Here is a 25,207-nt window from a genome sequence, read left to right as displayed (position 1 = left end):
TGGCGGGCGGGAAACTGGGGGCTTCCCCAACAGGTCAATAGCTACGCGCCGGCTGCAAGCCGTCCTGCAGGCTGGCGAAGTCCAATCAGCACACCGGCAAGGGCAAGGCCTCCACCGATGTAGTGGAAGCTTTCCAACCGCTCCCCGAGCAGGATCATCGCCAGAACAGCGACAAGCACCGGAAAGAGATTGAAGAACATCGACGACCGGGCCGCACCGAGTTCGCGCACTGCGATCATCCACATGAACGGCCCGAGCAGCGATGTCGGCAATGCCGCATAAAGAACCAGCGGCAGGTTTTCCACCGTCAACTGGCTTTTCTCGCTCATCAGCCAGAACGGCAGAAGGATGACCACAGCCGCTCCGATCTGCCACCAGAGTTGGAGCCAGGTGGAAATCGGAATGCGCCAGCGCTTGAGCAGCACGCCGTAAAGCGCGCTGGAGAAGACCGCGACAAGCATCAAGGCATCGCCGACATGCACGCCACCGCTCGTGAGGGTCGTCAGATTTCCCCGCGCCGTCAGATAGAGAAGACCGACGAAGGACACGATGCCGCCGAGAATACGGGCCGCGGTTAGCCTCTCGTTCGCGATAAGCGCGGCCAGAAAGGTCGATACAAGGGGAATGAGGCCGATGAGCACGCCCATGTTGACGGCAGTCGTGGTCTTCGCCGCCTCGTAGGCGAGGCTCTGATAGGCAACCATGCCCATCAATCCGAGGAATGCCAGTTTCGGAGCGTAGCGCAGGGTGATTTCGCGTTCGTTCCAAGCGGAGCGCAGCACGAAGGGCATCAGCACCAGAAAGGCGATCACCCAGCGATAGAGAGAGATCGAGGCCGGATGAATGACATCGATGGCCGCCTTGCTGACAATGGTGTTGCCAGACCAGATGATGACTGTGGCAAGCGCCAGCATCACAGGCACCGCCGGCAACCCACTGCGTGCTTCACTTACCTGTCGCTGAAACTTCGCCATGACTGCCTCGCATTCTTCCGCTCGGCTTTCTCTAGCAAATGTCAAAATATCGCAATATAACGAATATCAGCCAATCAATTGCGAGGAGACGCCATGCCCGTCCAGTATGGCCATATCGACGGGGAGCCGCCGCGGCCGGTCTTCCTGCGTACGGAATATTATCGCGCGGGAACCATCTTCCCCTCGCGCCGTCAGTCCTGGGCCGAACTGAACTACGCACTGGAAGGCGTCTCTGAAATCACCATCGAAGGGGTCCCGTTTCTCTCGCCGCCCCATTATGCCATCTGGATTCCGCCGGGCTTCCGCCATGAGGCCCTCAATCGTCACGATATCCGTTATGTCACGGCCTACATCGAGGCGACGCTTTGCGCGGATCTGCCGGACGAGCCCTGCACCCTGGCTCTCAGTCCTCTATTGAAAGCCATCTTCGCTGATTTCGATGCGCGTGGTGTTAGGCATCCGCAAACCGATGCCGATCTGCGACTTGCCATGGTGATCGTAGATCAGGTCCGATCCGCGCCGCGGGTCCTGCACTACCTGCCTTCCACCGACGATCCGCTTCTCGCTCCGGTACTGCAGGCCCTGCAGGATGATCCTGGCGACAAGCGGTCGGCAGCGGAATGGGCCCGCTTCGCCGGCACGACGGAACGGACGCTCGCCCGCCGCGCACAGGATCTTCTCGGCATGCCCCTCAACGACTGGCGGCAGCGGTTAAAGTTGGTTACCGCACTTTCGCTGCTGGAAGAGGGACACAGCGTGCAATCGGTGTCGCACCGGCTGGGTTACGGCAATGCCTCGGCATTCATCGCCATGTTCCGGCGACTGACCAGGGCAAGCCCATCGCAGATGCGTAGCAGCCAGAAAAAAGGCCCGTCGGAATAACGGGCCTCAATCAAGCGCGATAGGACGGCGATCTCAGATACCGTCGATCACATGGAGCCAGCCATGCCGGTCATTGCTCTGACCGCGCTGGATGCCGACGAGCGCATCGCGAAGCTTGGTTGTAACAGGGCCGTTCTGGCCGCCGCCGATCTGGAATTCGCCTTCCGGATATTTGACGGTACCGATTGCCGCGACCACGGCGGCAGTACCGCAGGCAAATGCTTCCTTGAGCTTGCCGCTGGCGACGTCGGCTTTCCATTCCTCGAAGGAATAGGGTTTCTCATGGACGGTAACGCCTTCCTCGCGGGCAAGCGAGATTAGCGATTTGCGGGTGATGCCCGGCAGGATCGTACCGCCGAGCGGCGGGGTGACGATGGAGCCATCCTCGAAGACGAAGAAGACGTTCATGCCGCCGAGTTCCTCGACCCATTTATGCTCGGCAGCATCGAGGAAGACGACCTGATCGCAGCCCTTGGCATAGGCTTCTGCCTGCGCGACAAGGCTGGCCGCATAGTTGCCGCCGCACTTTGCAGCGCCGGTTCCGCCGGGAGCCGCACGCGTGTAATGCTCGGAAACCCAGATGCTGACCGGCTTTGCGCCGCCCTTGAAGTAAGGGCCGACCGGAGAGGCGATGACGCAGAAGATGTATTCCTTTGACGGACGGACACCAAGGAAGTTCTCGCTGGCGAACATGAAGGGGCGCAGATAAAGGCTCGCGCCATCGCCCTTCGGGATCCACTTGGCATCGAGACGAACCAGCTTTTCGACGGCCTCGAGGAAGGCCTCTTCCGGGAGTTCCGGCATGGCCATGCGACGGGCGGATTCGTTGAAACGGTGGGCATTCTGCTCGGGGCGGAAAAGGACCGCGCGGCCATCAGAGGTGCGATAGGCCTTCATGCCCTCGAAGATTTCCTGTGCGTAGTGCAGAACACTGGACGCCGGATCGATCGGGAACGGCGCGCGCGCCGTCACCTCTGCGGAATGCCAGCCCTTGCCTTCGCTCCAACGGATCACCGCCATGTGGTCAGAGAAGAGCGTGCCGAAGCCGAGATTTTCGAACGCCTTCAGGCGATCGGCTTCGGGCATCGGATTGGTATTCGGCTTGATATCGAAGGTAAGGCGGGGCGTTTCAGCTTGCATGAGTGGTGATCTTTCAACTGATCTCTAAGGTGGCGCAAACTGCCGCTTCGGCCGGGATTTTTCAAGGCATTTCGTGACGCCCATGCAAAGTCCCGACGACAACACCAAACGGCTGCAGGGCAACTGCTGAGCGAGATGCGGCGATCACTTACAGATCGTTGCTATCGTCCGGATCGTCGGCACATGGCCAGCCGGCAGGAGCGACCAGTCCGGACGGCAGGCGGGTGGAGGCGTCGCCGCAGGCGAGATTGATCTGTTCCTGCTCCAGCCCGGTAGCCTTGGAAAGATCCAGCCCCTCGATACGGGTCAGCAACAGGAAGGCGTTACGGAAATCGAGCGGCCCGGTGAAGACCGCGTCATTCAGGCGCGCACGCGCCAGATTGGTCATGGTGAAGCGGCTACCGGTAATCGTCGCCCCGCGGAAATCGGCACGACCGAGTTCGGCCTTGGTGAAATCGGTGCCCGTCAATTGCGCCTCACGAAAGTCGGCTCGCTGGACCTCGGCATTGACGAATGTGGCGCGGTCAGCGTTGCTGCGGGCGAAATTGCTTCTATAGGCCTCGACCTTGTTGAAATTGGCACCTTCCAGCTGGGCTGCGACAAAGGACGCGCGGATCAGCTTGCCCTTTTCGAGGTTGGCCGATTTCATCGAGGAACCTCGAAGGTCGGTAAAAGAAAAATCGGTATTGGTGAGATTGGCGCCGTCGAGTTCGCTCTCCGTGATGATGAGCATGGACTTCTTGCAGCCGCTCCAGTCCACGCCCTGCTGGGCATAACCCCGGCAGTCACCTGCCTTCGCGCTGCCGGTTACGACGGCAATGGAAAGCAGTACCGTCGTCGCCGCCAAAGCTGCAGCTTGTACCGTCGGCGATCGCCCGCCCAAGAGGATCTTCATCATTTCGCTCCGCAACCAGCACCGAAGCGCGACACCGCGCACCATGCCTCTTTATCTAGGAAAACTGTAGCGCCATTAAAACAGCGAAAGCGAGACAGTCGATCAAATTCCAAAGCGTGACCGTATCATCGGCTTGGACGCGGCAGGAGGGTTGCAGAAAAGGCGGCCCGGTGGACCGCCTTTTCTGCAGGTTACATGTTCGGATAAACAGGGCCTTCACCGCCTTGCGGCGGGACCCAGTTGATGTTCTGGTTGGGGTCCTTGATATCGCAGGTCTTGCAGTGGACGCAGTTCTGGGCGTTGATGACGTAGTTCATCTCGCCATCCTTCTCGACCCATTCGTAGACGCCCGCGGGACAGTAACGCGTCGATGGACCGGCGAAGATGCCAAGTTCGGACGACTTCTGCAGGGCGATGTCCTTCACCTGAAGATGGACCGGCTGGTCTTCCTCGTGGTTGGTGTTGGACAGGAAGACCGACGACAGGCGGTCGAAGGTCAATACTCCGTCCGGTTTCGGATAGTCGATCTTCTTGTGCCGAGAGGCGGGTTCCAGCGACTGGGCGTCGGTCTTGCCGTGACCCAGCGTACCGAAGACAGAAAAGCCGAAGAGCTGGTTGGTCCACATATCCAGACCGCCAAGAGCCACGCCGATTGCGGTACCGAACTTCGACCACAGCGGCTTGACGTTGCGAACGCGCTTCAGGTCCGTGCCGATATCGGTCGAACGCCATTCGTTCTCGATTTCAACCGGCTCGTCATTGGCGCGACCGGCAGCGATAGCTTCGGCAATTTTTTCCGCAGCCAGCATGCCGGAGAGCACGGCGTTGTGCGACCCCTTGATGCGCGGAACGTTGACGAAGCCGGCAGAGCAGCCGATCAGCGCGCCGCCCGGGAAGGAAAGCTTCGGCACCGACTGGTAACCGCCTTCGGTGATCGCACGGGCGCCGTAGGACAGGCGCTTTGCGCCTTCGAAGGTCGGAGCGATGGCCGGGTGGGTCTTGAACCGCTGGAACTCCTCGAACGGGAAGAGATAAGGGTTCTTGTAATTCAGGTGGACGACGAAACCGACCGCCACCATGTTATCTTCGAGATGATAGAGGAAGGAGCCGCCTCCGGTCTTCATACCGAGCGGCCAGCCGAACGAATGCTGCACGAGGCCGGGCTTATGGTTTTCCGGCTTGACCTGCCAGAGTTCCTTGAGGCCGATACCGAATTTTTGCGGCTCGCGATCCTTCTGCAGATCAAACTTTGCAATGAGCTGCTTGGCGAGCGAACCGCGCACGCCCTCGCCGATCAGGACGTATTTGCCGAGCAGCGCCATGCCGCGCGTGTAGTTCGGGCCGGGCTCACCGTTCTTCTCGATACCCATGTCGCCGGTCGCGACACCGATCACGGCGCCCTCGTCGTTGTAGAGCACTTCGGTCGCGGCAAAGCCCGGATAAATCTCGACGCCCAGCGCTTCAGCATGGGTCGCCAACCACCGACAGACGTTGCCGAGCGAGACAATGTAGTTGCCGTGATTGTTCATTAGCGGCGGCATGAAAGCATTCGGCAAGCGGACCGAGCCGGCCGGGCCAAGGAACAGGAAGTGGTCGTCGGTAACAGGTGTCTTGAACGGATGATCCGCCTCGCCACGCCAGTCCGGCAGCAGCCTGTCGATACCGATCGGGTCAACGACCGCGCCCGAGAGAATATGGGCTCCGACTTCGGCGCCCTTTTCCAGCACGACAACGGAAAGGTCCGGATTGACCTGCTTCAGACGGATCGCCGCCGAAAGACCGGCAGGCCCTCCCCCGACAATCACCACGTCGAATTCCATGCTTTCGCGTTCGGGCAGTTCCATCGTTTCGCTCATCATTCTCTCCGCTCGACCGATCCCCTTTTATTCGGTTTCTTCATTGTCAAAACACACGCGCCTTGTCGAGCCGGGATGCGACAAGCTCTGGCCCGAAATTATGGTATGGGGTCATTCTTCACTAGAATATTTTCCGTTTACGTTCACGTCAATTAATGGCATTGCGTTATCCTGACACGCTGCATCGCGGATCGAGCGCCTCATCCCCGGTGGGCAGCATCGAAAACGGAGAATGAGTGCGTCTATGGAAAGGGCCGCTCATTCCTTGCGCCCCTTCCCTGATACCCGACCTTGCCTGACGTTACAGCCAGCCGCGACGCTTGAAATAGAGGAACGGCAGGGCAGCGGAGGCCACCATAAGCATCATTGCCCAGGGATAGCCGATGTCCCATCGCAGCTCCGGCATGGATTCGAAGTTCATGCCATAGACCGAAGCGACCAGCGTCGGCGGCAGGAAGACCACCGAAGCCACCGTGAAGATCTTGATGATCTGGTTCTGCTCGAGATTGATGAGCCCGAGCGTCGCATCCAACAGGAAATTGACCTTGCCGGACAGGAAAGCGGCATGATCGCCGAGCGACGATGCATCGCGCTGGACCATCTTCACCCGCTGGCGGACTTCCTTGCTCGGCTTGCGCTGCTGTGTCTCTAGCGCGGCATGATAGGCAACCAGGCGAGAGATGCTGACAAGGCTTTCACGGACGCCACTCAGGAAGTCGCCCTTCTGCCCGAGCTGTTCGATCAGCGACTGCAAATTCTGGGTCTTTTTCGTGGATGATGCCGACTTGCTGCGGAACACCTCGCGCGAGATGCCGTCGATCTCGTTGCCGATCCGCTCCAGCACATCCGCCATACGGTCAACGATGGACTCGATCACGCCGATCATGACCTCCTCGCCGCAGCTGTAGCCCTGGGCATTGACGCGCAGTGCCCGATGCACGAAGGCGAGGAAGGGCTTCGGATCGGCGTAGCGAACCGTGACCAGCGTCGTGCCTTTAAGAATGAAGGTGACGGGGGTCTTCATCGGCTCGCCACTGTCGAGATTGGTCAGCGCCGTCAGCGTCATGAACTCGGCGCCATCCTCCTGATAAAGACGGGCAGAAAGCTCGATCTCCTCCATCTCGTCGCGGGTCGGGATGGAAAGGCGAAGGGCCTGTTCGACATGCCGGCTTTCGGCCGAGGTCGGGCTTACGAGGTCATACCAGAGAACCGGGGCGGCAACCTCGGGGACGGCGGTTTGAGCGGAGGCGATTTCGGAATCATTGCGCAGAACAAGGCGTTCTGCTTCGCGGAGATAGATGCGCAGCATGGACATGCTCCTTCAGGGCTTTTTCAGCCATCCGGAGCAGGCGCGAAGAACGGACCTGTTACCGGACGGGACGGCGGACTTGGTTCGAACTTCGACTGGAAGGATCCATTACGGTAACCTCGGATTGAGATGCGATCCTGTCGCGACGCAGATCAGATGATCCTAAATCGCGGCCGGATCAAGCCGAAAATGCCGCATTGCGAAAGTTTAACGAAGGAAGGCAAGCCCGCAGGACCGAGCCCGCCTATGCTTGCCAAAAAAGTTCCTTGGGTGCATGGCAATCGAGACAGTTCCGCCTCTCTCCCCTGGGAGGCCAATCATCCGGATTTCGCCATCATGCCAGCCGCTCCCCACCTCTCGCCAACCGACCTCGCTGAACGCCTGTCCGGGATACATCCCGAGCTCGCCATTCTCGGTCCTTCGGAACTTGCCGGACGGCATCCGGGTGAGCATCCCGACAATTTCGCGGGCGGCGTCATGGCCCAGCCGGGATCGAGCGAAGCGGCCGCGGCGCTTGTTCGCTGGTGCGCAGAAAACAACGTGGCGATCGTGCCGCAGGGCGGCCTCACCGGACTCGTCGGGGGCAATGTCAGTCATGCCGGCGAGGTGATCCTCTCCTCTTCGCGGCTGAACCGCATCCTGGTGGTTCATGCCGACGAAATGACGGTGGAGGTCGAGGCGGGCGTGGCGCTCGAGGCGCTGCAGCAGGCAGTGGCCCCCCACGGACTGACGACCGGGATCGACCTCGGCTCGCGCGGCACCGCCACCATCGGCGGCATGGTCTCCACCAATGCCGGCGGCATCCTCGCCTTTCGCAACGGCGTCATGCGCCATCAGGTTCTCGGGCTGGAAGCAATCCTGCCGTGGGGCGAAATCTATTCGGACATGACGCGGGTGGTGAAGGTTTCGGCCGGGCCGGATCTCAAGCACCTGTTCATCGGAGGCGAAGGCGCCTTCGGCTTTGTCACCAGGGTCGTGCTGAAGCTGGAGCCCATTCGCCCTCACCGCGCTACGGCCTTCATCGGGGTCTCCGATGCGACAGCGGCGCTCTCGGTCATCCGGCATTTCCGCTCACAGCCAACCGTTACGCTGGAGGGAGCGGAAATGATGTGGCCACGCTATATCCGCGACCATGCAAAGCTAAAGAGCTTCGACCTGTCGTGGCTGGAAGACGATGCAGCTGCCTTGCTAATCGAGGTTTCTGGCGAAACGGTGGAGCAGGCGACCGGAGTGCTGGAGGAAGGCCTCGAAACTCTGTGGGAGGCCGTCGGCCTCAAGGGCGGGGTCATCGCCCAGTCGCTCGATCAGGCACGGAAATTCTGGGATATCCGTGAGGATTCCGGCTTCTATTATGCCGACATCCCCGACGCGCCCTCCTTCGACATCTCGGTGCCGCCAACCGGTCTGGATACCTATGTCGCCGGTCTTCACGCACGGCTGAGAGCCATAGACCCGACCTATGATGCCTATGTCTACGGCCATATCGCCGACGGCAACCTGCATCTCACACTGATCAAGCGGGGACCGCTACCGAAAGCCGAACTGCTGGCCGTGGAGGATGCGATATATTCGGGCGTTCAGGAAGCCGGAGGCAGTTTCTCCGCCGAGCATGGCGTCGGCTTCGAAAAGCGTCACGGCTACGAGAGCAATGTCTCGCGGCAAAAGCAAGCGCTGGCTCGCACGATCAAGCAGGCCATCGATCAGAAGGGGATTTTCAACCCCGGCAAGGTCCCCTTCGCCTGAGCCTTTCGGGCGCGCTCCCCGGTATCACCTTGTGCCCTGCGATGATCCGTTCGCGACCAGCAGGCGCACGCCTGCATCGTTGAGCTTGCGCAAGAGATCGGCATCGGGGAGCGCGTCGCAAACCAGTTCGTGGATATCGGCCAGTCCGCCGAGCTTCACCAGAGCGCGGCGGCCGAACTTGCTGCTGTCGACGGCAAGGATGATGGTTTCCGCCTGTTTCATGGCAGCCTGAACGGCCGCCACTTCAGCATGGTCGTCATCGCCGATATCGCCTGCGGAATCAATGCCGCTCACCGAGATGATCGCGGTATCGAACTTGAACCTGCTGATGAATTCAGGCGTGTCCTGACGGAATACGCCGCCATCCACCCGGCGCACGAAACCGCCCGGCACGGCGACGGTGAAATCCGCACCTTCGCTGAGAACAGTCGCAACACGCAGACTGTAAGTCACGACCCGGAGCCCCTTGTGCCCCAGAAGAGCGCGAGCGACGGCCTCACAGGTCGTGCCGGTATCGATGAAGATTGCCGAACCGTCCTTGATCCGCTGGACGACGGCAGCGCCGATCCTCTCCTTGGCCTCGGCGTTCTCGACGCGCCGGGCCAGGAGGACGCCGGGATCGATCGGATGGGAGATCGTTGCACCGCCATGCAGCCGGCGTACCTTACCGGCCATTTCGAGATCCTGAATATCCCGCCGTGCCGTTTGCGTGGTCACGGAAAACCGCGTGGCTATCTCCTCGAGCGAGATGTAGCGGTACTGCTCAAGATGCTTCATCAGGCTTTCCTGACGGCGTGTCTTTTTATCCATTGTCTTTTTCGTACCCTCCGGCTGCGTCCGCCCCTACCCGGATTTCGATCTACCGCGAGGGAAACATATCGCCGGCAAAATGCAAGCAACTGCCGTGCTTCACCAACAGAAACAACGAAGGCGGGCCGTGACCCGCCTTCGCTTTTCAAGATGGCTGTTTCAAATCAGAACTTCAGCTTGAAACCGGCATTGACGCCGTGATCTGCGCCTCCGGCGGCGAATTCGCCGACGTAGTTGACGGAGACCGACGAGTTCTTCGCGACATCGAAGTCGACACCGGCCTTGACGACGGCCGTATCACGGCTGGCGGAAGCACCCTGGATATCGAACACAGAACCGCCAGCGAGCGCCATCGAGGCATCCGGGGCGTTGTCGCTGAAGGCGTGACGCCAGGATGCCTGCCCCTTGAGGCGAACCACGGTGCCGCCGACATCGAACGAGGTGGCTGCACGCAGACCGATATTGGCAAAGGTCACGTTGTAGGTGGCGTCGTCGACGGAGAGTGCGGCAGCACCGCCGTCTTCGGTAAAGCCATCCGTCGAGACGTGGACCTGGGCCAGACCGGCGAAGGGCTCGAACAACGCATCGCCAAGCTGCATGCGATAGGCAGCTTCGCCGAAGATCTGGGCGGTCGCAGCATCGTAATCGGCCTTCAGGCTGTCGGTGAAATTGCCGAAGGAGATGTCACGGTCGGCCTCGATCGAGTTCCAACCATAGCTGCCGCCGAAGCTCAGGCGCAGGGCATCGAACTGGGTGGAGCCGTAGAAGCCGAGGATGTAGCTGTCGGCATCGGCAGAGGCAGGCTGACCACTCTGCGAGAAGGAGGACCGGCCGTAGCCGCCGAGGATGCCAAGGCGCAGGTCTTCCGTCACCATGGTGTCGATACCCATCAGCAGACCACCGGTGCTGCGGTCGAGCTGATCGACGCCGCTGCCGTCGGTAGAACCCTTGGAGCCGAAGCCCTGGCTCCAGGCCTGATATCCTGAAGCATCCTCGCCCGGCTGGCCGGCTATGCCGGTTACCGCTTCCATGCCGCTTAAACGCTGTTCGACAGCATCACGGACAAAGCGGCTGTCATCGGCCAGCGCACCGGCGATCGAGGGATACATTTCGCCCGATACCTGATGGAAGGCTTCGTCGGCGGTGGCCGCATCAAGCCGCAGAACCGCAGAGTAGAGGGCATTGCCAGTGCCGAGGCTTTCGATACCGCCGGCGGTGGCGACGCGGTTGCGCGTGGTAGCGACGCTGCCGAAGTCGATGTCGTTGCGCTCGAGCCGCAGGGTAACGCCCGTCGGAGTGTAGAGCATATCCGGAGACAGGAAGGCGTAATCCGAACCGACACTGTCGAACCGGCCCGTGATCCCCGTACCGGCGGACAGGATGGTGTAATCCGTCGCCGGATCATAGCCGCTACCTGCAGCGATGAAGTAGAGCGAACCGCCGTTGATGAAGATCGAACCGGTGGCAGAGATCATGTCGGCGTTGCCGCTGCCATCGACCTCGGCCTCGTAGGTCGAGCCCTTCTCGAAGGTAACGTCACCGGCAACGTTCAGGCGGCCGATGGAATTGCCCGGGGCAACCGTACCGCCGGCTTCGACGACGAGATCGCCAACCGCGCCGTTGCCGCCGAGGATGCCGCCGCTCAGGACAGTGGTCAGGACCGAATCCTCGATCGAACCATTGACCGCCAGACGGCCACCGGCAACGATGGTCTCGCCGGTATAGCTGTTGTCGGCGGTTAGGTTCAGCGTGCCCGCGCCGGCCTTGGTGAACGCGCCCGTTCCGGAAATCTCGCGGGCGATCGTCACCTTGTTGGAGGGGGCGTTGATGTCGATCGTGCCACCGCCGGCTTCAAGGATCACAGAGCGGTCGAGCGAGGTCATGGCCGTTCCGGCGATCTGCAGTGTACCGTTGTCGAGACGAAGGTCCGCGGCAGAGGTGCCGAGAGCGGCGTCTTCGTCGACGATGACCATGCCGCCATCCGTGATGAGTGTCTCGCCGATGAAGCTGTGATCATCGATGCAGTATTCGGCGATTGCCTGCTGGAAACGTGCATCCGTACTCTTGCAGTCGAGAAGCGTCTTCTTTTCGGCATCGGTCAGACCCATCAGGATCGGCATGCCGTTTTCGTCGGAAACCTGGCCGAGATAGACGTCCTGCCGCATGTTGTTGCGCGTCAGGTAAAACTGCTTGCCGTTTTCACGGAAGGTATTGGCATCTTCGCTCCAGACAATCCGCGTCTTGTCGACATCGACGCCGCTGACCGTTTCCTTGTAGGTCTCGAGGACGGGGCCAATCCATCGGAATTCGTGAGCGACCGGTTCGTGGTCGGACAGAGGCGTGGTCGAGCCATCAGGCTTAGTGACATAGACATCCTTGATGACTCCGAGATAGGGGTCGTTCGGATCGTCGGCAATCGTGTACCACTTGCCGAAGGGCCGCGATGCCAGAAAATGGTCGATCTTGACCCGGTGCCAGCTGCCCCAGGTGTTGGTCGCATCTTCACCGGCCGACGGCCATGTGGCGCTGCCGTCGTTGAGTTCATGCGGCGCAAACTGTTCACGCTCCTCATCCGTCTGCAGCAGCATGAACTGCTTTTTGAGAACGTTCATCGTCTGTGGCGTGTTGCCGGCGACGGGATAGGTCTCATCGGCAAACAGATCCGAAGGGATTGTGGCAGCATCGATTGCCGCTGATCCCTTTCCGCGCCAGTCGGCGATAAACTGGTCCAGAGCCGTCTTGTCCTTCGCATATTGCTCGAGGAGACTGTAGTAGAAGCTGTTCGGGCTCTTGGTATAGATACGCAACAGGAGTTCCTGCTGGCTCTTGGAGTGAAGCCCACGCTCGGAAACGTCACCGGCATTGAAGTCGCCCGAGATGATCAGGGGATTGGTTTGCGTCTTCGCCCAGGCATTGAGTGCCTTGGCCTCGGCAACCCGCTTGGTCGCCTCGTCGCTATAGTCCAGATGGACGGTGCCGACAGTTGTCATCGGCCTTCCGGCTTCGCCGTCGATTATCTGGTAGCTGACATAGCGCCCCTGCGTGCTGAGTCCCGGAGCCTGATAGCTTCCGTAGGTTCCCGAAAGACGGGAGATGATCCCGACATCGCCTACGAGATTGCCGCCATAGGTGCCAAGACCGGCATCCTTCAGTATGCCGGGAATATCCGACACATATCTACTGCCGTTGGCCTCCTGGAACATCAGCACATCCCAGTTGCCGTTGATCATGAAATCGCCGGTTACTGCCGGCGTCTGCTTGAACTTGTTCCAGATGTTGAGGGAGAGAAGGCGCAAGGTGCCATCGTCAGCAGCATGAGCGGGAACCATGGCAGCCCCCAGAAAAGCCGCCCCGCAGAGCAAGGCTCCAAGGCTTCGCCGAAGAACGTGGGGGTGAGCATTTCGCATATTAAAATGATACTTTTTTGACATTTAATCACCGTGACGAAATATTTCTCATTCAGAACCGGGCTTCTTCCCGTTCGCCAATGGTTATCTCAAAGTTAAATGTAACCTTTGTGACATTTTGGATGAAACGCGCGATGAAGGGCTTACGTTCAGCAGCAATGTCGGACAAAGAGACATCCCGACACCGACGGTCCGACACGATGGCGAACCGTTATCGCTTGCAGGGACCTTTCCTTTCGCACCACGCGCTTGCTAACGTGTCGGCAACGCAATCACTTCCAAGGAAGGACGGACATCATGGATCTCGGCATCAAGGGAAAGCGCGCGCTGGTGCTGGCGTCTTCGCGCGGGCTTGGCCTCGGCATCGCCAAGGCGCTTGCGGCAGAGGGCGCGCATGTGCTGCTGTGCGGTCGTAGCGGCGAAAAGCTGAAGGCCAATTGCGAGGCTATCAATGCCGCCGGAGCCGGCAAGGCCGAATACGTGGTGGCAGACATTTCGGATGCCGATTTCGTCGACACCATGCTAGCCGCCGTTCACGAAAAACTCGGCGGCATCGATATTCTCGTTAACAATACCGGGGGACCGACGCCGGGAACAGTCGAGGACATGACCCCGGAAAAGCTCTACAACTTCTTCCAGAGCATGGTGGTCCGCGTCATCACGCTGACCAACGCGCTCCTGCCGCTGATGAAGACTCAAGGCTTCGGACGCATCGTAACCGTCGCCTCCTCCGGCGTCTTCGAGCCAATCCCCAACCTCGCGCTCTCCAATACCCTGCGGTCGGCCCTCGTCGGCTGGAACAAGACCATTTCGACGGAAATCGCCTCCTATGGAGTGACCGCTAACATGGTTCTGCCTGGCCGAATTCACACCGACCGCATTGATGAACTCGACGGCGCCAATGCGCAGCGAACCGGGCGCAGCATCGAGGAAGTGCGCACGGCCTCGATCAAGACCATCCCGGCCGGGCGACTGGGCACAGTCGAGGAGTTTTCCGCCGCAGCCGCATTCCTCTGCTCGCAGCAGGCCAGCTACATTACCGGCACGATGCTCAGGGTCGATGGCGGAGCAGCCAGCTCGATCTGATATCAGTTCCACAGATTGACGATCCCGCGCATCGTAGGGTGCGCGGGATTTTTTTGCGCCTCCAGAGCGGTTTTCAAACCCCTGAAAACACTGGATTTCGGCCGCGTATCGACTATAGTAGATGCGACAATTTGTTCCATGGGAGGAGAAATATGGAGCATATTCGGCAGCTACTGACGATTGTCGGGAGCCTGATCATTGTTGTCGGCGCGGCCTGGGTCGCGCACGGCACACATATGGTGAGCCTGCCCGGCACGGACTTCATGCCCAAGGACAGCGTCTGGACCGTCAACGGTTCCCTGGTCGCCATATTCGGGCTGATCGTGCTTGTCGGCGCACGTTTCCTGCTTCCACGCGATCACGAGCCGTCCGCCTGACCGCTCCATATTCGACGTGATGAAAAGCGCAATCGGACTGGGAACCCGATTGCGTTGAACAGAGCAAGAAGCACCTCTCTGGCGCAGATGCCAAGCCTCTGATCCAGAAGAGGAAACCGGGAGGAAAGCAATGATTGCGACTGCACGCCTGCTGTTTACCGCCATCGGGCTCATTCTGGGCCTGACCGGACTCGTGTGGGTCGGACAGGGAACCGGCCTGTTCCCCTATCCGGCCACGAGCTTCATGATCAACCAGAATGAATGGATCGCCTATGGCATGCTGGCCATGATCGCCGGTCTGGGTGTCATCTGGGCGGCGCAAAGTTATATGCGCGAGAACTGACGGGGACCTTCCCCGTCTGCCAAATCAGAAACGGGTCGCGATTCCCGCAAACTCCGCGATAAGGCTGTCGCGTGTAGAGATGCTGAGCGGCTGATCGCTGGGGCGATTGGCGACATTCAACCGGGCAAAGATCACCCGGCGGTCATCCTTGGTGGCCCATCCGACGAACCAGCCGAGGGGGCGCGAACGATCGGCCTTGCCCGCCTTGTCGCGCATGAAGCCGCTGCCAGTCTTGCCCTGAATGTCCCAGCCGTCACCGGCAGCAAAATGCGGCACGATCGCAAGCGTCATGGCAGTGGCATGTTCGGAGATCGGAAGACCGCCCGACAGAAAGTGCCGCAGGAAGGCCACCTGTTCGTCAGGCGAGATCTTCAGCGACGACATCAGCCAGGACTGCGTGAGGCCGTCCTTCCTGCCGGGATTGCCCGATACATCGCGATTGCCATAGCCGAAACGCTGGACATAATCGGCAAACCGGCGCTCACCCAAACGACGGGTGATTTCCTGCGAATACCAGACGATCGAATCCTTTTCCCATATGGTCGGATCGGTTGCCTTCCGCTCCCGCTTCGGGCGGTCAAGTTCTGCGCGATAGTCCCAGCGCGGATTGCTTTCGTCCTGAAGAATGCCCGCTTCATAGCCCATCATGGCCAAAGGCAGTTTGAATGTCGACATCGGCGAAAAGGCTTCCCCGCATTGCCCTTTCCGGTAAAGCGCATCGCCACTCACTTCATCGATGACAACCGTGCAATGGATGGGCTCCGCCGAAAACGCCGGAAATCCGGCAGAAACAAAGGCGGTCATACCGAATGAAAAACCAAGAAACATGCGTCTGCAGAATACCATGGAAATGCTCCCGTGATTGAACACGGCCTTTCTAGGTCAGCTTGTGAGCGATGGGCAAACGATGATATCTGCGGTGAGCCATTAGAAAAATAAGGCCTACCATGGTTCGCCCGCATTTGCCGCTCAATGCGCTCCGCGCCTTCGAGGCCGCCGCCCGCCACCTGAGCTTCACCCGCGCTGCTATCGAACTCTGCGTCACGCAGGCCGCCGTTAGCCATCAGGTGAAACTGCTCGAACAGCGCCTCGGCGTGACGCTATTTCGCCGCCTGCCGCGCGGGCTGCTGATTACCGAGGAGGGGCAGGCGCTTCTACCCTCGCTGCAGGAGAGCTTCGACCGCATGGCCGACATGCTGGAGCGGTTTCAGGGCGGGCATGTGCAAGAGGTGCTGGCCATTGGTGCCGTCGGCACATTTGCCGTCGGGTGGCTTCTGCCGCGCCTTACCGACTTCAGACGGCTGCACCCCTATGTCGACGTCCGGCTTTCGACCAACAACAACCGGGTCGACATAGCCGCCGAAGGACTGGACTATACCATCCGTTTCGGCAACGGCGCATGGCACGACATCGAGGCGGAAGCGCTGTTCGAAGCGCCGCTTTCTGTACTTTGCATTCCACAGATCGCCCGCCTGCTTGAAAAGCCCGAAGACGTAACACGCCAGAGCCTGCTGCGCTCCTACCGCCATGACGAATGGCCGGAATGGTTCGAGGCCGCCGGGGTCAGCCCACCACAGATTCGCGGCCCCGTTTTCGATTCCTCGATCATCATGGTGGAGGCTGCCCTGCAGGGCGCGGGCGTGGCACTTGCCCCGCCGCTGATGTTTTCCCGCCATCTCGCCAGCGGTGCTATCGAGCAGCCTTTTCCGATCCATGTCTCCAAGGGCTGCTACTGGCTGACCCGGCTGAAATCCCGCAGCATGACGCCCGCCATGCAGGCTTTCAGCACCTGGATGATGGCAATGGCACAGGAAACGAAAGAGGCGTTTGCCTAACCCGAAGGGCCTTGCCTTCGTCCCGCCATCCATGCCATTACGCGCGCTCTTCATTGCGGCGCGCATCGACTGCGCCCCTTTCCACCTTCGGGCAAAGCCCGATTCCAGAGACAGACAGATCAAAGGGAGCGGCAGCGATGGCTCACGCGCTGGGGCTTGATTTCGGCACGACCAACACGGTCATGGCGCTTGCGGATGCGGATGGCACGACGCAATCGGTGTCCTTCACCTCATCGGCCGGCGAGACCGACAGCATGCGCACCGCGCTGTCCTTTATGAAGGATGCCCAGCTCGGCGCACGCGCCCTGAAGGTCGAGGCGGGACAGGCCGCCATCCGGCAATTCATCGACAATCCCGGCGAATGCCGCTTCCTGCAGTCAATCAAGACGTTTGCTGCTTCGGCGCTGTTTCAGGGCACCATCGTCCATGCGCGCCGCTTTCAGTTCGAGGACCTGATGGAGGTCTTCCTTCGCCGGCTCGAAAATTATGCCGGCGACGGCTGGCCTTCTGACGCAAAGCGCATCGTCACTGGTCGTCCCGTACATTTCGCGGGCTCCAACCCCGATCCGCAGCTCGCGATGACGCGCTATAACGAGGCGCTTTCCCGCTTCGGCTTTCCGGAAGTGCATTACGTCTACGAACCGGTGGCCGCGGCTTTCTATTTCGCCCGCAACCTCAAGAAGGACGCGACCGTTCTGGTCGCCGACTTCGGCGGCGGCACCACCGACTATTCGTTGATCCGCTTCGAGACGAATGCTGGCCGCGTCAGCGCCACGCCGGTCGGTCATTCAGGCGTCGGCCTTGCCGGTGACCAGTTCGATGCCCGCATCATCGAACATCTGGTGGCGCCGGAAATCGGCAAGGGCAGCCAGTTCAAGAGCTTCGGCAAGCTTCTCGACGTGCCGAGCAACTACTATCTCAGCTTCTCGCGCTGGAACCAACTTTCTGTGTTCAAGACCTCTCGCGAGTTTGCCGACCTGCAATCGCTGGTGCGCCAGGCCACAGAGCCGGACAAGCTGGAGCTTTTCATCGAACTCATCGAGCATGACGAGGGCTATCCGCTCTATCAGGCTGTGTCGGCCACCAAGATGGCGCTATCGAGTGCAGAGGAGGCCGAATTTCACTTCGCTCCGCTCGGCGCGGCCGGCCGCAAGAGCGTCAAGCGCAGCGATTTCGAAACCTGGATCGCCGACGATCTCGTCCGTATCGAAGGCGCTCTCGACGACGTATTGGCAAGCACAGGCACCGCGCCCGAAAGCATCGACAAGGTGTTTTTGACGGGCGGCACGTCCTTCGTTCCGGCCGTCCGCCGCATATTCACCAACCGCTTCGATACCGACCGGATCGAGACCGGCGGCGAAATGGTATCGATCGCCCACGGCCTCTCACTCATCGGCGAGCGCGACGATATCGAGCAGTGGACGGCCTGAGGCAGGTCGAGCCGACCTGGAAGCTAGCTATCAAAGATGCGACGGCACACGCCATTGGGATACTCCCTCAACTCGCGCCTTCATGCCGCGCCAGGCGCCGGCTTAGCTTGAAGCTTTCGCCAGACCGCGGCAGCTATGGGCGCTTCGACCTGTAGCCCAAAGAGATCGCCGAGAACGCTCTGCAACTCTGTCAGGCTGGTGATTTCCCAGCCCCGAACCTCCCCGGCGCGAACGAGCTTGACCGAGCGATTGAACATGCTCGCCCGCCCGGCGGCGTTTGCGACGGTCATCATCAGATGTCGGGGAAACGGGGATTGCTCCCACCGAGAACAGACGACATTGGCGGCGATGAAGTCTGCTTCCGTCACCGGTACCCGATCAAAGCCATAAAGTGCAAACCAGTCTTCACCGTTGAGCCGCTGTAGCACCAATTCACCCGTCGCGTGATCACGCATGGTTCGGAAGGTCTCTCCGGCGATCAATTGAGGCTCTTCATCCGAGAGGTTGACAGGACCGACCGGCCCCGGCCCTCCGAAGCCAGTATCCGCCAGCCATTCGACGCCTTCGATGCTGACCACAAAAGCGTGATGCGCGCGCGGCCCTCCGACGGGGGCCCCCATGCGCACCCGGCCAAGCACCGGCGCAGCATCGAACCCGAAAGCTTGAAGCGCGCCACCGAAGAGACGGTTCAACTCCAGGCAATAGCCGCCCCGCCGGCCATCCACCATGCGGTTCCATACTACAGCCTCATCGAGATCCGGTACACGGCCGAGGAAAACATCGATGTTCTCGAAGGCAATTGCCCGCATCTGAGCGGACTGCAGCATCTGCAAGGCAGCGAGCGATGGCATAGGCTGTCCCTGCACCCCTGACAACTCGGCAACGCCAATGCGCTCAAGATAGGCCTGCACGTCGAATGTCATGATCCGTCTCCCCGGATTGCTTGTGTTCTTGGCTCCTTTGAGACGATATTGTCCGGTAGGGTCAATCAGCGTTTTCGCATAGGGCCATGCGCGGGGTTTCGGGATGATTTCCGACTGGAGTGATTTGCAGACAGTGCTTGCCATTTGGGAGGAAGGCAGTCTTTCGGCTGCCGCACGGGTGCTCGGGGTCAACCAGTCGACGATCTCGCGCCGTCTGCGAAGTATCGAGACCAATCTTGACAGGCCGCTTTTCAACCGCTCCGATGACGGCAGGCTGGAAGCGAGCGAGGAAGCGAGGCAATTGATCGGCGCCGCACGGCGCATCCGGGACGTTGTGCAGGAGGCCAACGACGTTCTGGACGGTCGGCCGGTTCCCTTGCGCGTGGCAAGCTGCGAGGTGCTCTCGCGAAGTCACGCGGCGCCGCTGCTTGCCCGATGGTCGGAAAAGACAGGTCAGCCGGGAGAGCTTTCCGTCTACGATACGCTGTTCGAGCTGCCGAAAGACAGTTTTGACGTGATGGTCACGCCGTTGGAGTCGGCGCCGAATGACATGATCGGACGGCGGATCGACATCCTGCAATGGAACCTTTACGCAAGCGACGCGTACCTGAAACAGCATCCCTTCAGTTGGGGCAGCAACTCGCTGGAATCGCATCTCGTTATCCACCCGACCGGCTCGCTTGCAGAGGTAGCTGCCTATCGCTGGCTGCGCGAACTCGGCGGGCGGGTTGTCTTCAGCGCTTCAAGCCCCATTCTCCAGCGAGACGCGGCCGAAGCCGGCAGCGGCATCGCATTATTGCCGGACGCCATTGTCGCTGAACACACCGCGCTCCGCAGACTTTCGATCGAAGGTTTGCCCCCGACGACGGAGATCTGGATGATCGCGCGAAAGGAAGCAAGACTTCGCCCGTCGATCGCGACCTTCCTCGATTGGGCGCATGGCGAAAAGCTGTAAATTCCGATGTGGTCTCATAATTGTTATGCGGCCTTCCTGTCAGTCGCGCTTTGCGCTAAGACCCCGTCATGATCCCTGCCCGCGACATGATGCCCGCCGAGTTGGCCGCGCTTTTGCATTTTTATGCCGAAGCGGGCGTCGACTGGCTTGTCGAAGACGAAGCGGTCGATCGGGTTGCGGAATTTGCGGAGCAGCGCGCCCGCGGCCAGCGGGCATCGGCACCGGCCAAACCTGCCGGCCAGGGCGCTTCCGCACAGGCCACCACATCCGAGCGCGCACGTCCCAGCGCCGAGCGGGCAGCTCCGCGACCCGTTGCGCCTAGCCAGGCGCCTGCTATTCCAGACGAGCATGCCATCACGGAAGCGCGTTTTGCGGCCGAGAGTGCGCGTTCGCTCGACGAACTCAAGACGGCGCTCGAAGCATTCGGCGGATGCAACCTGAAAACCTCCGCGCGCTCGACAATCTTTGCCAGCGGCGATCCTGCGAGCGGCATCATGGTCATCGGCCCCATGCCGTCCGGCGACGACGACCGGGAGGGTGCAGCCTTTTCCGGGCGCGCCGGGCTTCTTCTCGACCGAATGCTGGCGGCGATTGGGCTTTCACGCGATGTTGTGATGATCACAACCGTTATGCCATGGAGGCCCCCCGGCGACCGTTCACCATCGCAGCCGGAAGCCGCCATCTGCCGTCCATTCATCGAAAGACAGATCGAGCTTTCCGAACCGAAGGCAGTACTTCTTCTCGGCAATTTCACTGCACGTTTCTTCTTTGGCGAGACTGGCACCATCCACGCCCTGCGCGGCCAGTGGCGAGACATCGCTTGCGGCGGTCACGCCGTTCCCGCCATCGCCACCCTGCATCCGCAGGAACTATTGACCGCTCCGGCCAGCAAGGCGCTGGCGTGGCGGGACCTTCAGGCCTTCAAGACCCGAATGGACCGACCGTAGACGGTCAAAAAAGCGTCATTCATTAAAGGAATATGAAGAAAGCCATGCGTTGGACGCAATGCAGGGCCGCACACGCCTACCTTGCACAAACCATGTTGCGCTGCAATATGAACTCAGACCATGGGAGGATTCGGCATACAAGGATTGACAGAGATGTCCATGCGCGCCCGTCCCATTCACTGCAAGTTCGAGACCCTGCGTCTCGCCAGCGAGCCTATGCGCTCCGGTCAGCCCTATCATAACTTCGGCTCGGCAACGAATGAACAGCTTACGGCGCGCGTCTTCAGCCGTCTTGGCTATGCATCGCGTCCCTCAGCCGTCTTCGCCGATTTCCGCCAAAGCTGAGTTCTGCGAGCGGTCGACGCACCCACACATTGAAGACCGAAAATGTTGTGCGTCGCACAATGCGTAAATTTTCTAAACTCAAGCGAGTATCTTACGCGGCATTGCGCCGGCCGCACAAGTGCAAGGAACGAATAGCATGGCCGTGATGTTTCATCCCCTCCGCAAAATCAAAGCCGCAGTCTTTCAGATCGGTAGCGCCGTCGGCGCCTCGGAAGTCTATTCCAACGAGGTTCGCGGCATAACCAGCTGCGCCGCACGTGGCGACAGCGCCCTGATCCGTCAGATTCCGCTCTGAAACAGCGACCGCAACCAAGCGCTTGCTGACATGGGCTACTATGGCTCGCCGACGGCGGCGCTGCGATGAGCGGCGTCGCACTCCCCCTCTGACGCCAGCTTGCCGCTGACCTCCTCGAAAACCTGATCGACGATTGAGAACTTCACCGCCTGCCAACGACAATATTCGGCCAGAAAATCAGCGGTGAACCAGAGATTGCTTTTCTTCGTTTCATCCTGCCACTGAAGGCAGTTTTCGTCGATCGCCTTGCGGAATAGTCGCTGCAGATGGGTGCGCGACATCATGAACTGCTCTGCCATAAGCCTGGCATCGACCCGCCCGATATCGAAGCGACCATCGGCCTCTTCGGAAAGCCGCACACGGCGGATGAGTTCGTCCATGACAAGCCCGCCGGCCTCCGTCCAGAGGAACATTGCGACCCTTCTCGGCGGTTCTCGCCATTGAATATTATCGAACGACCTACGCGCCACCTGCGGCTGGATCAGCTTGAAGAGTTCCGGCTTTTCCATGAGCGTCTTCGCCCTGTTGCCTCCATCCAGCCCGTCAAGCGCAGCAAGGTTAGCCACCATCCAGCCGAACATCGCCTTCGTCGTAACATCCGCCGCCTCAAAGCGACGCGGGCGGCGCGCGGGATCACCCGCGATCTTTGCGAAACGATAGCTGACCAGCTGATCTAGAAAATTCAGCACCGTGTTGCGGCTCGCCGCACGGCCAGTTGTAACGATTTCTCTCAAGCGAGTTGTGGTGAGACCGGAATTCGGCTCATCCGGATCATATTCGAGGTGAAGCGCAAAGGCGGCCTGACTGAGAAGCCAGCGCTGATGGGAAGCCAGAAAACGCGCCAACCTCGGCTGTTCGTCGTAGCGCCCACGGAGCTGGATTGCAAAGGCCTTCAAGGCCTCTACGAATAGCGGGTTAGCGGCCAGCTGCTCAGCGGTGAAGGCCATGGACGCTCCTCCCTTCGGATGGCAGTTCCAGGCCGCAACTAGCTATCTCCGGCGTACCTGCAAAACAACCGGAGCATTCGCCGCGATAGCGGCGTCGCAAAAAGAATAAGGCACCGAGGCAATTCATAATATCAACATTTGCAACGGACGCTTGGCGCATCCCGCGTACCCGTTGCATAAGAGTGTAGCCCTAATTCATTTAAACTAAATGAAAATGTCGAGTAATAACAGCTTTATTACCCTCGACTGACAAAAATGTGAGGATGCATCGCATAACCCGGTTTTGCGTCGAAACCTGTCGCAATCGACAGTTCGCCCACATTGGAATAAAGGCACAATCCAGTCTTATCATTACAGGGTTATCCGATGCTGGCCAGCCTCGCCTCGATCGCCTCGCTCATGCTCTCGACCCTGCTGATGATGGCGGGTTTCGGCCTGATGAATTTCCTCCTTCCGATCCGGGCGATCGACGAGGGCTGGGCGACCTTCACCATCTCGATCATAGCCACGGCCTATACTTTCGGCTTTACACTCTCCTGCATCGTCACGCCGATCTTCGTGCGTCGCGTGGGCCATGTCCGCGTTTTCACCGCTCTCCTTACCCTTTTGACGGTTTCAGTACTGCTGTGCTCGCTGGTGGTGGACTGGCGGGCGTGGATGCTCTTTCGCGGTCTTGCCGGCTTTGCCATTGCCGGCGCCTACCTGCTGATCGAAAGCTGGCTGAACGAACGCGTGAACAACGAAAACCGGGGGGCGCTCTTCTCCGTTTATATGATTACCTCTCTTTCCGGCTCAATCGGCGGACAATACCTTGTCCCGGTCGGGGATCCGAAGGGCACTGAACTCTTTATCGTCTGCGCCTTGCTCTTTTGCCTCGCCTTGTTTCCGACTGCCCTTTCGACGGCTCAATCGCCCGCTCCCATTGCGGAAGCGAAGTTCGATCTGAAGCGACTGCTTAAACGCTCTCCCGTCGCATTTTTCGGCTCACTTCTTTCTGGCGCACTTTCCGGCACTTGGGGCAGCCTCGGCGGCGTCTACTCACAGAATATCGGCATGACGACCGCGCAAGGAGCAACATTGCTTGCTGCATTTCTCGCCGGCGGTGCGATCGCCCAGATGCCGCTCGGACGCCTTTCGGACTTCATCGACCGACGTCTGGTGATGATCGGCTCAGGCATATTCGGCCTGATGGCCTGCTTTGCCATGCTGATCTTCGGAGATAGTTCTGTGGCACTTTACATTGCCGGTTTCTTCGTCGGTACCGTGCTCTATCCGATCTATGCGTTGAACGTGGCTCACGCCAACGATATGGCGGAACCCGACGAATACGTGAAGATCTCGAGCGCGATCATGATCCTCTACGGTCTCGGAACCGTCACCGGACCGCTGATGGGCGGCACATTGATGGAGTATTTCGGCCCGAGCGGGCTCATCTGGTTTCTCGCAACCGCCTTTGCGCTCTATGCAGGCTATGCCGGCTACCGCATGACGCGCCGCCCCTCAAGCGAGGGACCGGCGGAAAAGACGGACTTCCAGTCCAAGTCACTCCCCATGCAGGGGCCTGATTCTTCCGGCGGCGTAGGCGATCGCCTGTGCTGAGGCATAGGAGCCGCCTCGCTTTGCGACTACTGCAGCGTCGAGGCCCGGCGGGCAGCGCGACGCTCCAGCCCAAGCTGGTGCTCTCGGAATATGATGAAGATACCGGCACCGATGACGAAGAACGCACCGATCAGCGTGGTCAACGTCGGAATCTCATCGAACAACAGGAAGGCGATGATCGATCCCAGGATAATCGAACAGTATTCGAACGGCGCGATGGTCGAGACATCGGCGAAACGATAGCTCTCGGTAAGCAGGATCTGGCCTAGCCCGCCGAAAAAACCTGCCATGACCATCAATCCCAACGTTTCCCAGGATAGAGCCTGCCAGCCGAAGAACCAGCTCAGCGCCGACAGCACGGATGCCGTCAGCGAGAAGAACAGGACGATTGTCGGGGTACGCTCTTCCTGCACCAGTTGGCGCAATTGCAGCATGGCCGCAGCGCCCAGCGCAGCGGCCAAAAGCACGGCACCCGCTCCAACGGCAGCCTGCGAAGCGAAGCCCTGCTCGCTGAACAGCGTCAGCTTGGGCCACGAGATGATGGAAACACCAACCAGCCCTACAAAGACAGCGCTCCAGCGATAGACCCTGACATGCTCCCGAAGGAAAATGGCCGCGAAAACCACCGCAAGCAGCGGCATGGCATAGCCGATTGCAATCGCATCCGGCATCGGCAGGAGAATGAGCCCGTAGAAACCGACAATCATCGATGCCACACCGAGCAGGCCCCGTTTCAGATGGCCCAACGGATTGCTGGTGCGGAAGGCAGTGCGCAGCTCGCCCTTGAAGGCAAGGTAGAGCAGGATCGGAAGAATGGCGAAGGCGGAGCGGTAGAAGCTGACCTGGCCGGTCGGCAGTTCGCCCCCGGTCAGCTTGATGCAGCTCTGCATTCCGACGAAGGCCGTGACTGAAAAAACCTTGAGAAGAATGCCCCGAATGGGATCGTATACGGCGGGGGCCATTAGCAGGGCTCTGGATATGAAACATGGAAATGGAGCAATCGAACGGGGCCGATATTCGAAGGCTGGGCTGAGACCGAAAGATAGTCGCTTATCGTGGTGAGACGCAAGGACCTGTCGGCAAAAGCTGCGATCTCGAGCCACCGCACA

23 protein-coding genes are annotated in these 25,207 nt (G+C 60.0%); 12 read left to right on the top strand and 11 right to left on the bottom strand.

What is annotated here, in order from left to right; translation table 11 throughout:
- Window positions 1-41 precede the first annotated feature (41 nt).
- A complete protein-coding gene (locus H4I99_RS02720) occupies window positions 42-974 on the bottom strand; it encodes a DMT family transporter (RefSeq protein ID WP_244624847.1) in 933 nt (310 codons plus the stop codon).
- Window positions 975-1,067: 93 nt separating this feature from the next.
- Between H4I99_RS02720 and H4I99_RS02715 the strand changes: the two genes are divergently transcribed.
- Window positions 1,068-1,856 (top strand): AraC family transcriptional regulator, encoded by a 789-nt coding sequence (locus tag H4I99_RS02715; RefSeq protein WP_163904347.1) that lies wholly within the window; start codon window positions 1,068-1,070, stop codon window positions 1,854-1,856.
- A gap of 33 nt (window positions 1,857-1,889) precedes the next feature.
- On the opposite strand, the gene H4I99_RS02710 is transcribed toward H4I99_RS02715, so the two are convergent.
- The 4 genes from H4I99_RS02710 to H4I99_RS02695 all read right to left on the bottom strand — a co-directional run bounded on the left by H4I99_RS02710 (window position 1,890) and on the right by H4I99_RS02695 (window position 7,056).
- On the bottom strand, window positions 1,890-2,996 hold the full coding sequence (locus H4I99_RS02710; protein ID WP_163904345.1) for a branched-chain amino acid aminotransferase: 1,107 nt from the start codon (window positions 2,994-2,996) through the stop codon (window positions 1,890-1,892).
- A 148-nt stretch (window positions 2,997-3,144) separates the two neighbouring features.
- Entirely contained in the window at window positions 3,145-3,891 is a 747-nt protein-coding gene (locus tag H4I99_RS02705) for a pentapeptide repeat-containing protein (RefSeq protein WP_163906198.1), read from the bottom strand.
- 191 nt (window positions 3,892-4,082) lie between these two features.
- Window positions 4,083-5,747 carry an electron transfer flavoprotein-ubiquinone oxidoreductase gene (locus tag H4I99_RS02700; protein ID WP_163906196.1) on the bottom strand — a complete coding sequence of 555 codons (1,665 nt, stop codon included), beginning with the start codon at window positions 5,745-5,747 and terminating at the stop codon, window positions 4,083-4,085.
- A gap of 301 nt (window positions 5,748-6,048) precedes the next feature.
- Complete coding sequence (locus H4I99_RS02695; RefSeq protein ID WP_163904343.1) at window positions 6,049-7,056, bottom strand: magnesium transporter CorA family protein; 1,008 nt, start codon at window positions 7,054-7,056, stop codon at window positions 6,049-6,051.
- A 336-nt stretch (window positions 7,057-7,392) separates the two neighbouring features.
- Between H4I99_RS02695 and H4I99_RS02690 the strand changes: the two genes are divergently transcribed.
- Window positions 7,393-8,799, top strand: coding sequence for an FAD-binding oxidoreductase (locus H4I99_RS02690; RefSeq protein ID WP_163904341.1), 1,407 nt, complete (start codon window positions 7,393-7,395; stop codon window positions 8,797-8,799).
- 24 nt (window positions 8,800-8,823) lie between these two features.
- Here H4I99_RS02690 and H4I99_RS02685 read toward each other — a convergent pair whose 3' ends face one another.
- Together H4I99_RS02685 and H4I99_RS02680 are read right to left on the bottom strand one after the other, a co-directional pair.
- Window positions 8,824-9,609, bottom strand: a complete 786-nt coding sequence (locus tag H4I99_RS02685; RefSeq protein ID WP_163904339.1) for a DeoR/GlpR family DNA-binding transcription regulator — start codon at window positions 9,607-9,609, stop codon at window positions 8,824-8,826.
- Window positions 9,610-9,773: 164 nt separating this feature from the next.
- The gene (locus H4I99_RS02680; protein WP_163904337.1) at window positions 9,774-12,938 is read right to left on the bottom strand and encodes an autotransporter domain-containing protein; all 3,165 of its coding nucleotides are present in this window, start codon (window positions 12,936-12,938) and stop codon (window positions 9,774-9,776) included.
- A 375-nt stretch (window positions 12,939-13,313) separates the two neighbouring features.
- Between H4I99_RS02680 and H4I99_RS02675 the strand changes: the two genes are divergently transcribed.
- From H4I99_RS02675 to H4I99_RS02665, 3 genes are all read left to right on the top strand, one after another.
- Entirely contained in the window at window positions 13,314-14,102 is a 789-nt protein-coding gene (locus H4I99_RS02675; RefSeq protein WP_163904335.1) for an SDR family oxidoreductase, read from the top strand.
- 152 nt (window positions 14,103-14,254) lie between these two features.
- On the top strand, window positions 14,255-14,479 hold the full coding sequence (locus H4I99_RS02670; RefSeq protein ID WP_099057200.1) for a hypothetical protein: 225 nt from the start codon (window positions 14,255-14,257) through the stop codon (window positions 14,477-14,479).
- 130 nt (window positions 14,480-14,609) lie between these two features.
- Entirely contained in the window at window positions 14,610-14,822 is a 213-nt protein-coding gene (locus H4I99_RS02665) for a hypothetical protein (protein WP_163904334.1), read from the top strand.
- A gap of 24 nt (window positions 14,823-14,846) precedes the next feature.
- Here H4I99_RS02665 and blaOXA read toward each other — a convergent pair whose 3' ends face one another.
- Window positions 14,847-15,668, bottom strand: coding sequence for a class D beta-lactamase (blaOXA, locus tag H4I99_RS02660; RefSeq protein ID WP_163904332.1), 822 nt, complete (start codon window positions 15,666-15,668; stop codon window positions 14,847-14,849).
- A gap of 101 nt (window positions 15,669-15,769) precedes the next feature.
- Between blaOXA and H4I99_RS02655 the strand changes: the two genes are divergently transcribed.
- Together H4I99_RS02655 and H4I99_RS02650 are read left to right on the top strand one after the other, a co-directional pair.
- Window positions 15,770-16,657, top strand: a complete 888-nt coding sequence (locus H4I99_RS02655) for a LysR family transcriptional regulator (RefSeq protein WP_163904330.1) — start codon at window positions 15,770-15,772, stop codon at window positions 16,655-16,657.
- Between the two features lie 137 nt (window positions 16,658-16,794).
- Window positions 16,795-18,087, top strand: coding sequence for an Hsp70 family protein (locus H4I99_RS02650; RefSeq protein ID WP_163904328.1), 1,293 nt, complete (start codon window positions 16,795-16,797; stop codon window positions 18,085-18,087).
- Window positions 18,088-18,167: 80 nt separating this feature from the next.
- On the opposite strand, the gene H4I99_RS02645 is transcribed toward H4I99_RS02650, so the two are convergent.
- Window positions 18,168-19,010 carry an arylamine N-acetyltransferase family protein gene (locus tag H4I99_RS02645; RefSeq protein ID WP_163904326.1) on the bottom strand — a complete coding sequence of 281 codons (843 nt, stop codon included), beginning with the start codon at window positions 19,008-19,010 and terminating at the stop codon, window positions 18,168-18,170.
- A 103-nt stretch (window positions 19,011-19,113) separates the two neighbouring features.
- Between H4I99_RS02645 and H4I99_RS02640 the strand changes: the two genes are divergently transcribed.
- From H4I99_RS02640 to H4I99_RS02625, 4 genes are all read left to right on the top strand, one after another.
- Window positions 19,114-19,965 (top strand): LysR family transcriptional regulator, encoded by an 852-nt coding sequence (locus H4I99_RS02640; protein ID WP_163904324.1) that lies wholly within the window; start codon window positions 19,114-19,116, stop codon window positions 19,963-19,965.
- A 68-nt stretch (window positions 19,966-20,033) separates the two neighbouring features.
- On the top strand, window positions 20,034-20,912 hold the full coding sequence (locus H4I99_RS02635) for a uracil-DNA glycosylase (RefSeq protein WP_163904322.1): 879 nt from the start codon (window positions 20,034-20,036) through the stop codon (window positions 20,910-20,912).
- A gap of 153 nt (window positions 20,913-21,065) precedes the next feature.
- Entirely contained in the window at window positions 21,066-21,257 is a 192-nt protein-coding gene (locus H4I99_RS02630) for a hypothetical protein (protein ID WP_163904320.1), read from the top strand.
- 136 nt (window positions 21,258-21,393) lie between these two features.
- Entirely contained in the window at window positions 21,394-21,552 is a 159-nt protein-coding gene (locus H4I99_RS02625; protein ID WP_163904318.1) for a hypothetical protein, read from the top strand.
- 38 nt (window positions 21,553-21,590) lie between these two features.
- On the opposite strand, the gene H4I99_RS02620 is transcribed toward H4I99_RS02625, so the two are convergent.
- Window positions 21,591-22,499, bottom strand: coding sequence for a hypothetical protein (locus H4I99_RS02620; RefSeq protein ID WP_163904317.1), 909 nt, complete (start codon window positions 22,497-22,499; stop codon window positions 21,591-21,593).
- 366 nt (window positions 22,500-22,865) lie between these two features.
- On the opposite strand from H4I99_RS02620, the gene H4I99_RS02615 reads away from it, so the two are divergent.
- The gene (locus H4I99_RS02615) at window positions 22,866-24,098 is read left to right on the top strand and encodes an MFS transporter (protein ID WP_163904315.1); all 1,233 of its coding nucleotides are present in this window, start codon (window positions 22,866-22,868) and stop codon (window positions 24,096-24,098) included.
- Between the two features lie 26 nt (window positions 24,099-24,124).
- On the opposite strand, the gene H4I99_RS02610 is transcribed toward H4I99_RS02615, so the two are convergent.
- Complete coding sequence (locus tag H4I99_RS02610) at window positions 24,125-25,060, bottom strand: DMT family transporter (RefSeq protein ID WP_163904313.1); 936 nt, start codon at window positions 25,058-25,060, stop codon at window positions 24,125-24,127.
- Window positions 25,061-25,207: the final 147 nt, after the last annotated feature.

Source organism: Paenirhizobium daejeonense (assembly GCF_014280875.1).
GTDB lineage: Bacteria > Pseudomonadota > Alphaproteobacteria > Rhizobiales > Rhizobiaceae > Allorhizobium > Allorhizobium daejeonense.
Note: the sequence above shows the minus strand (reverse complement) of the source record. Positions and strands in the feature narration are given on the sequence as shown.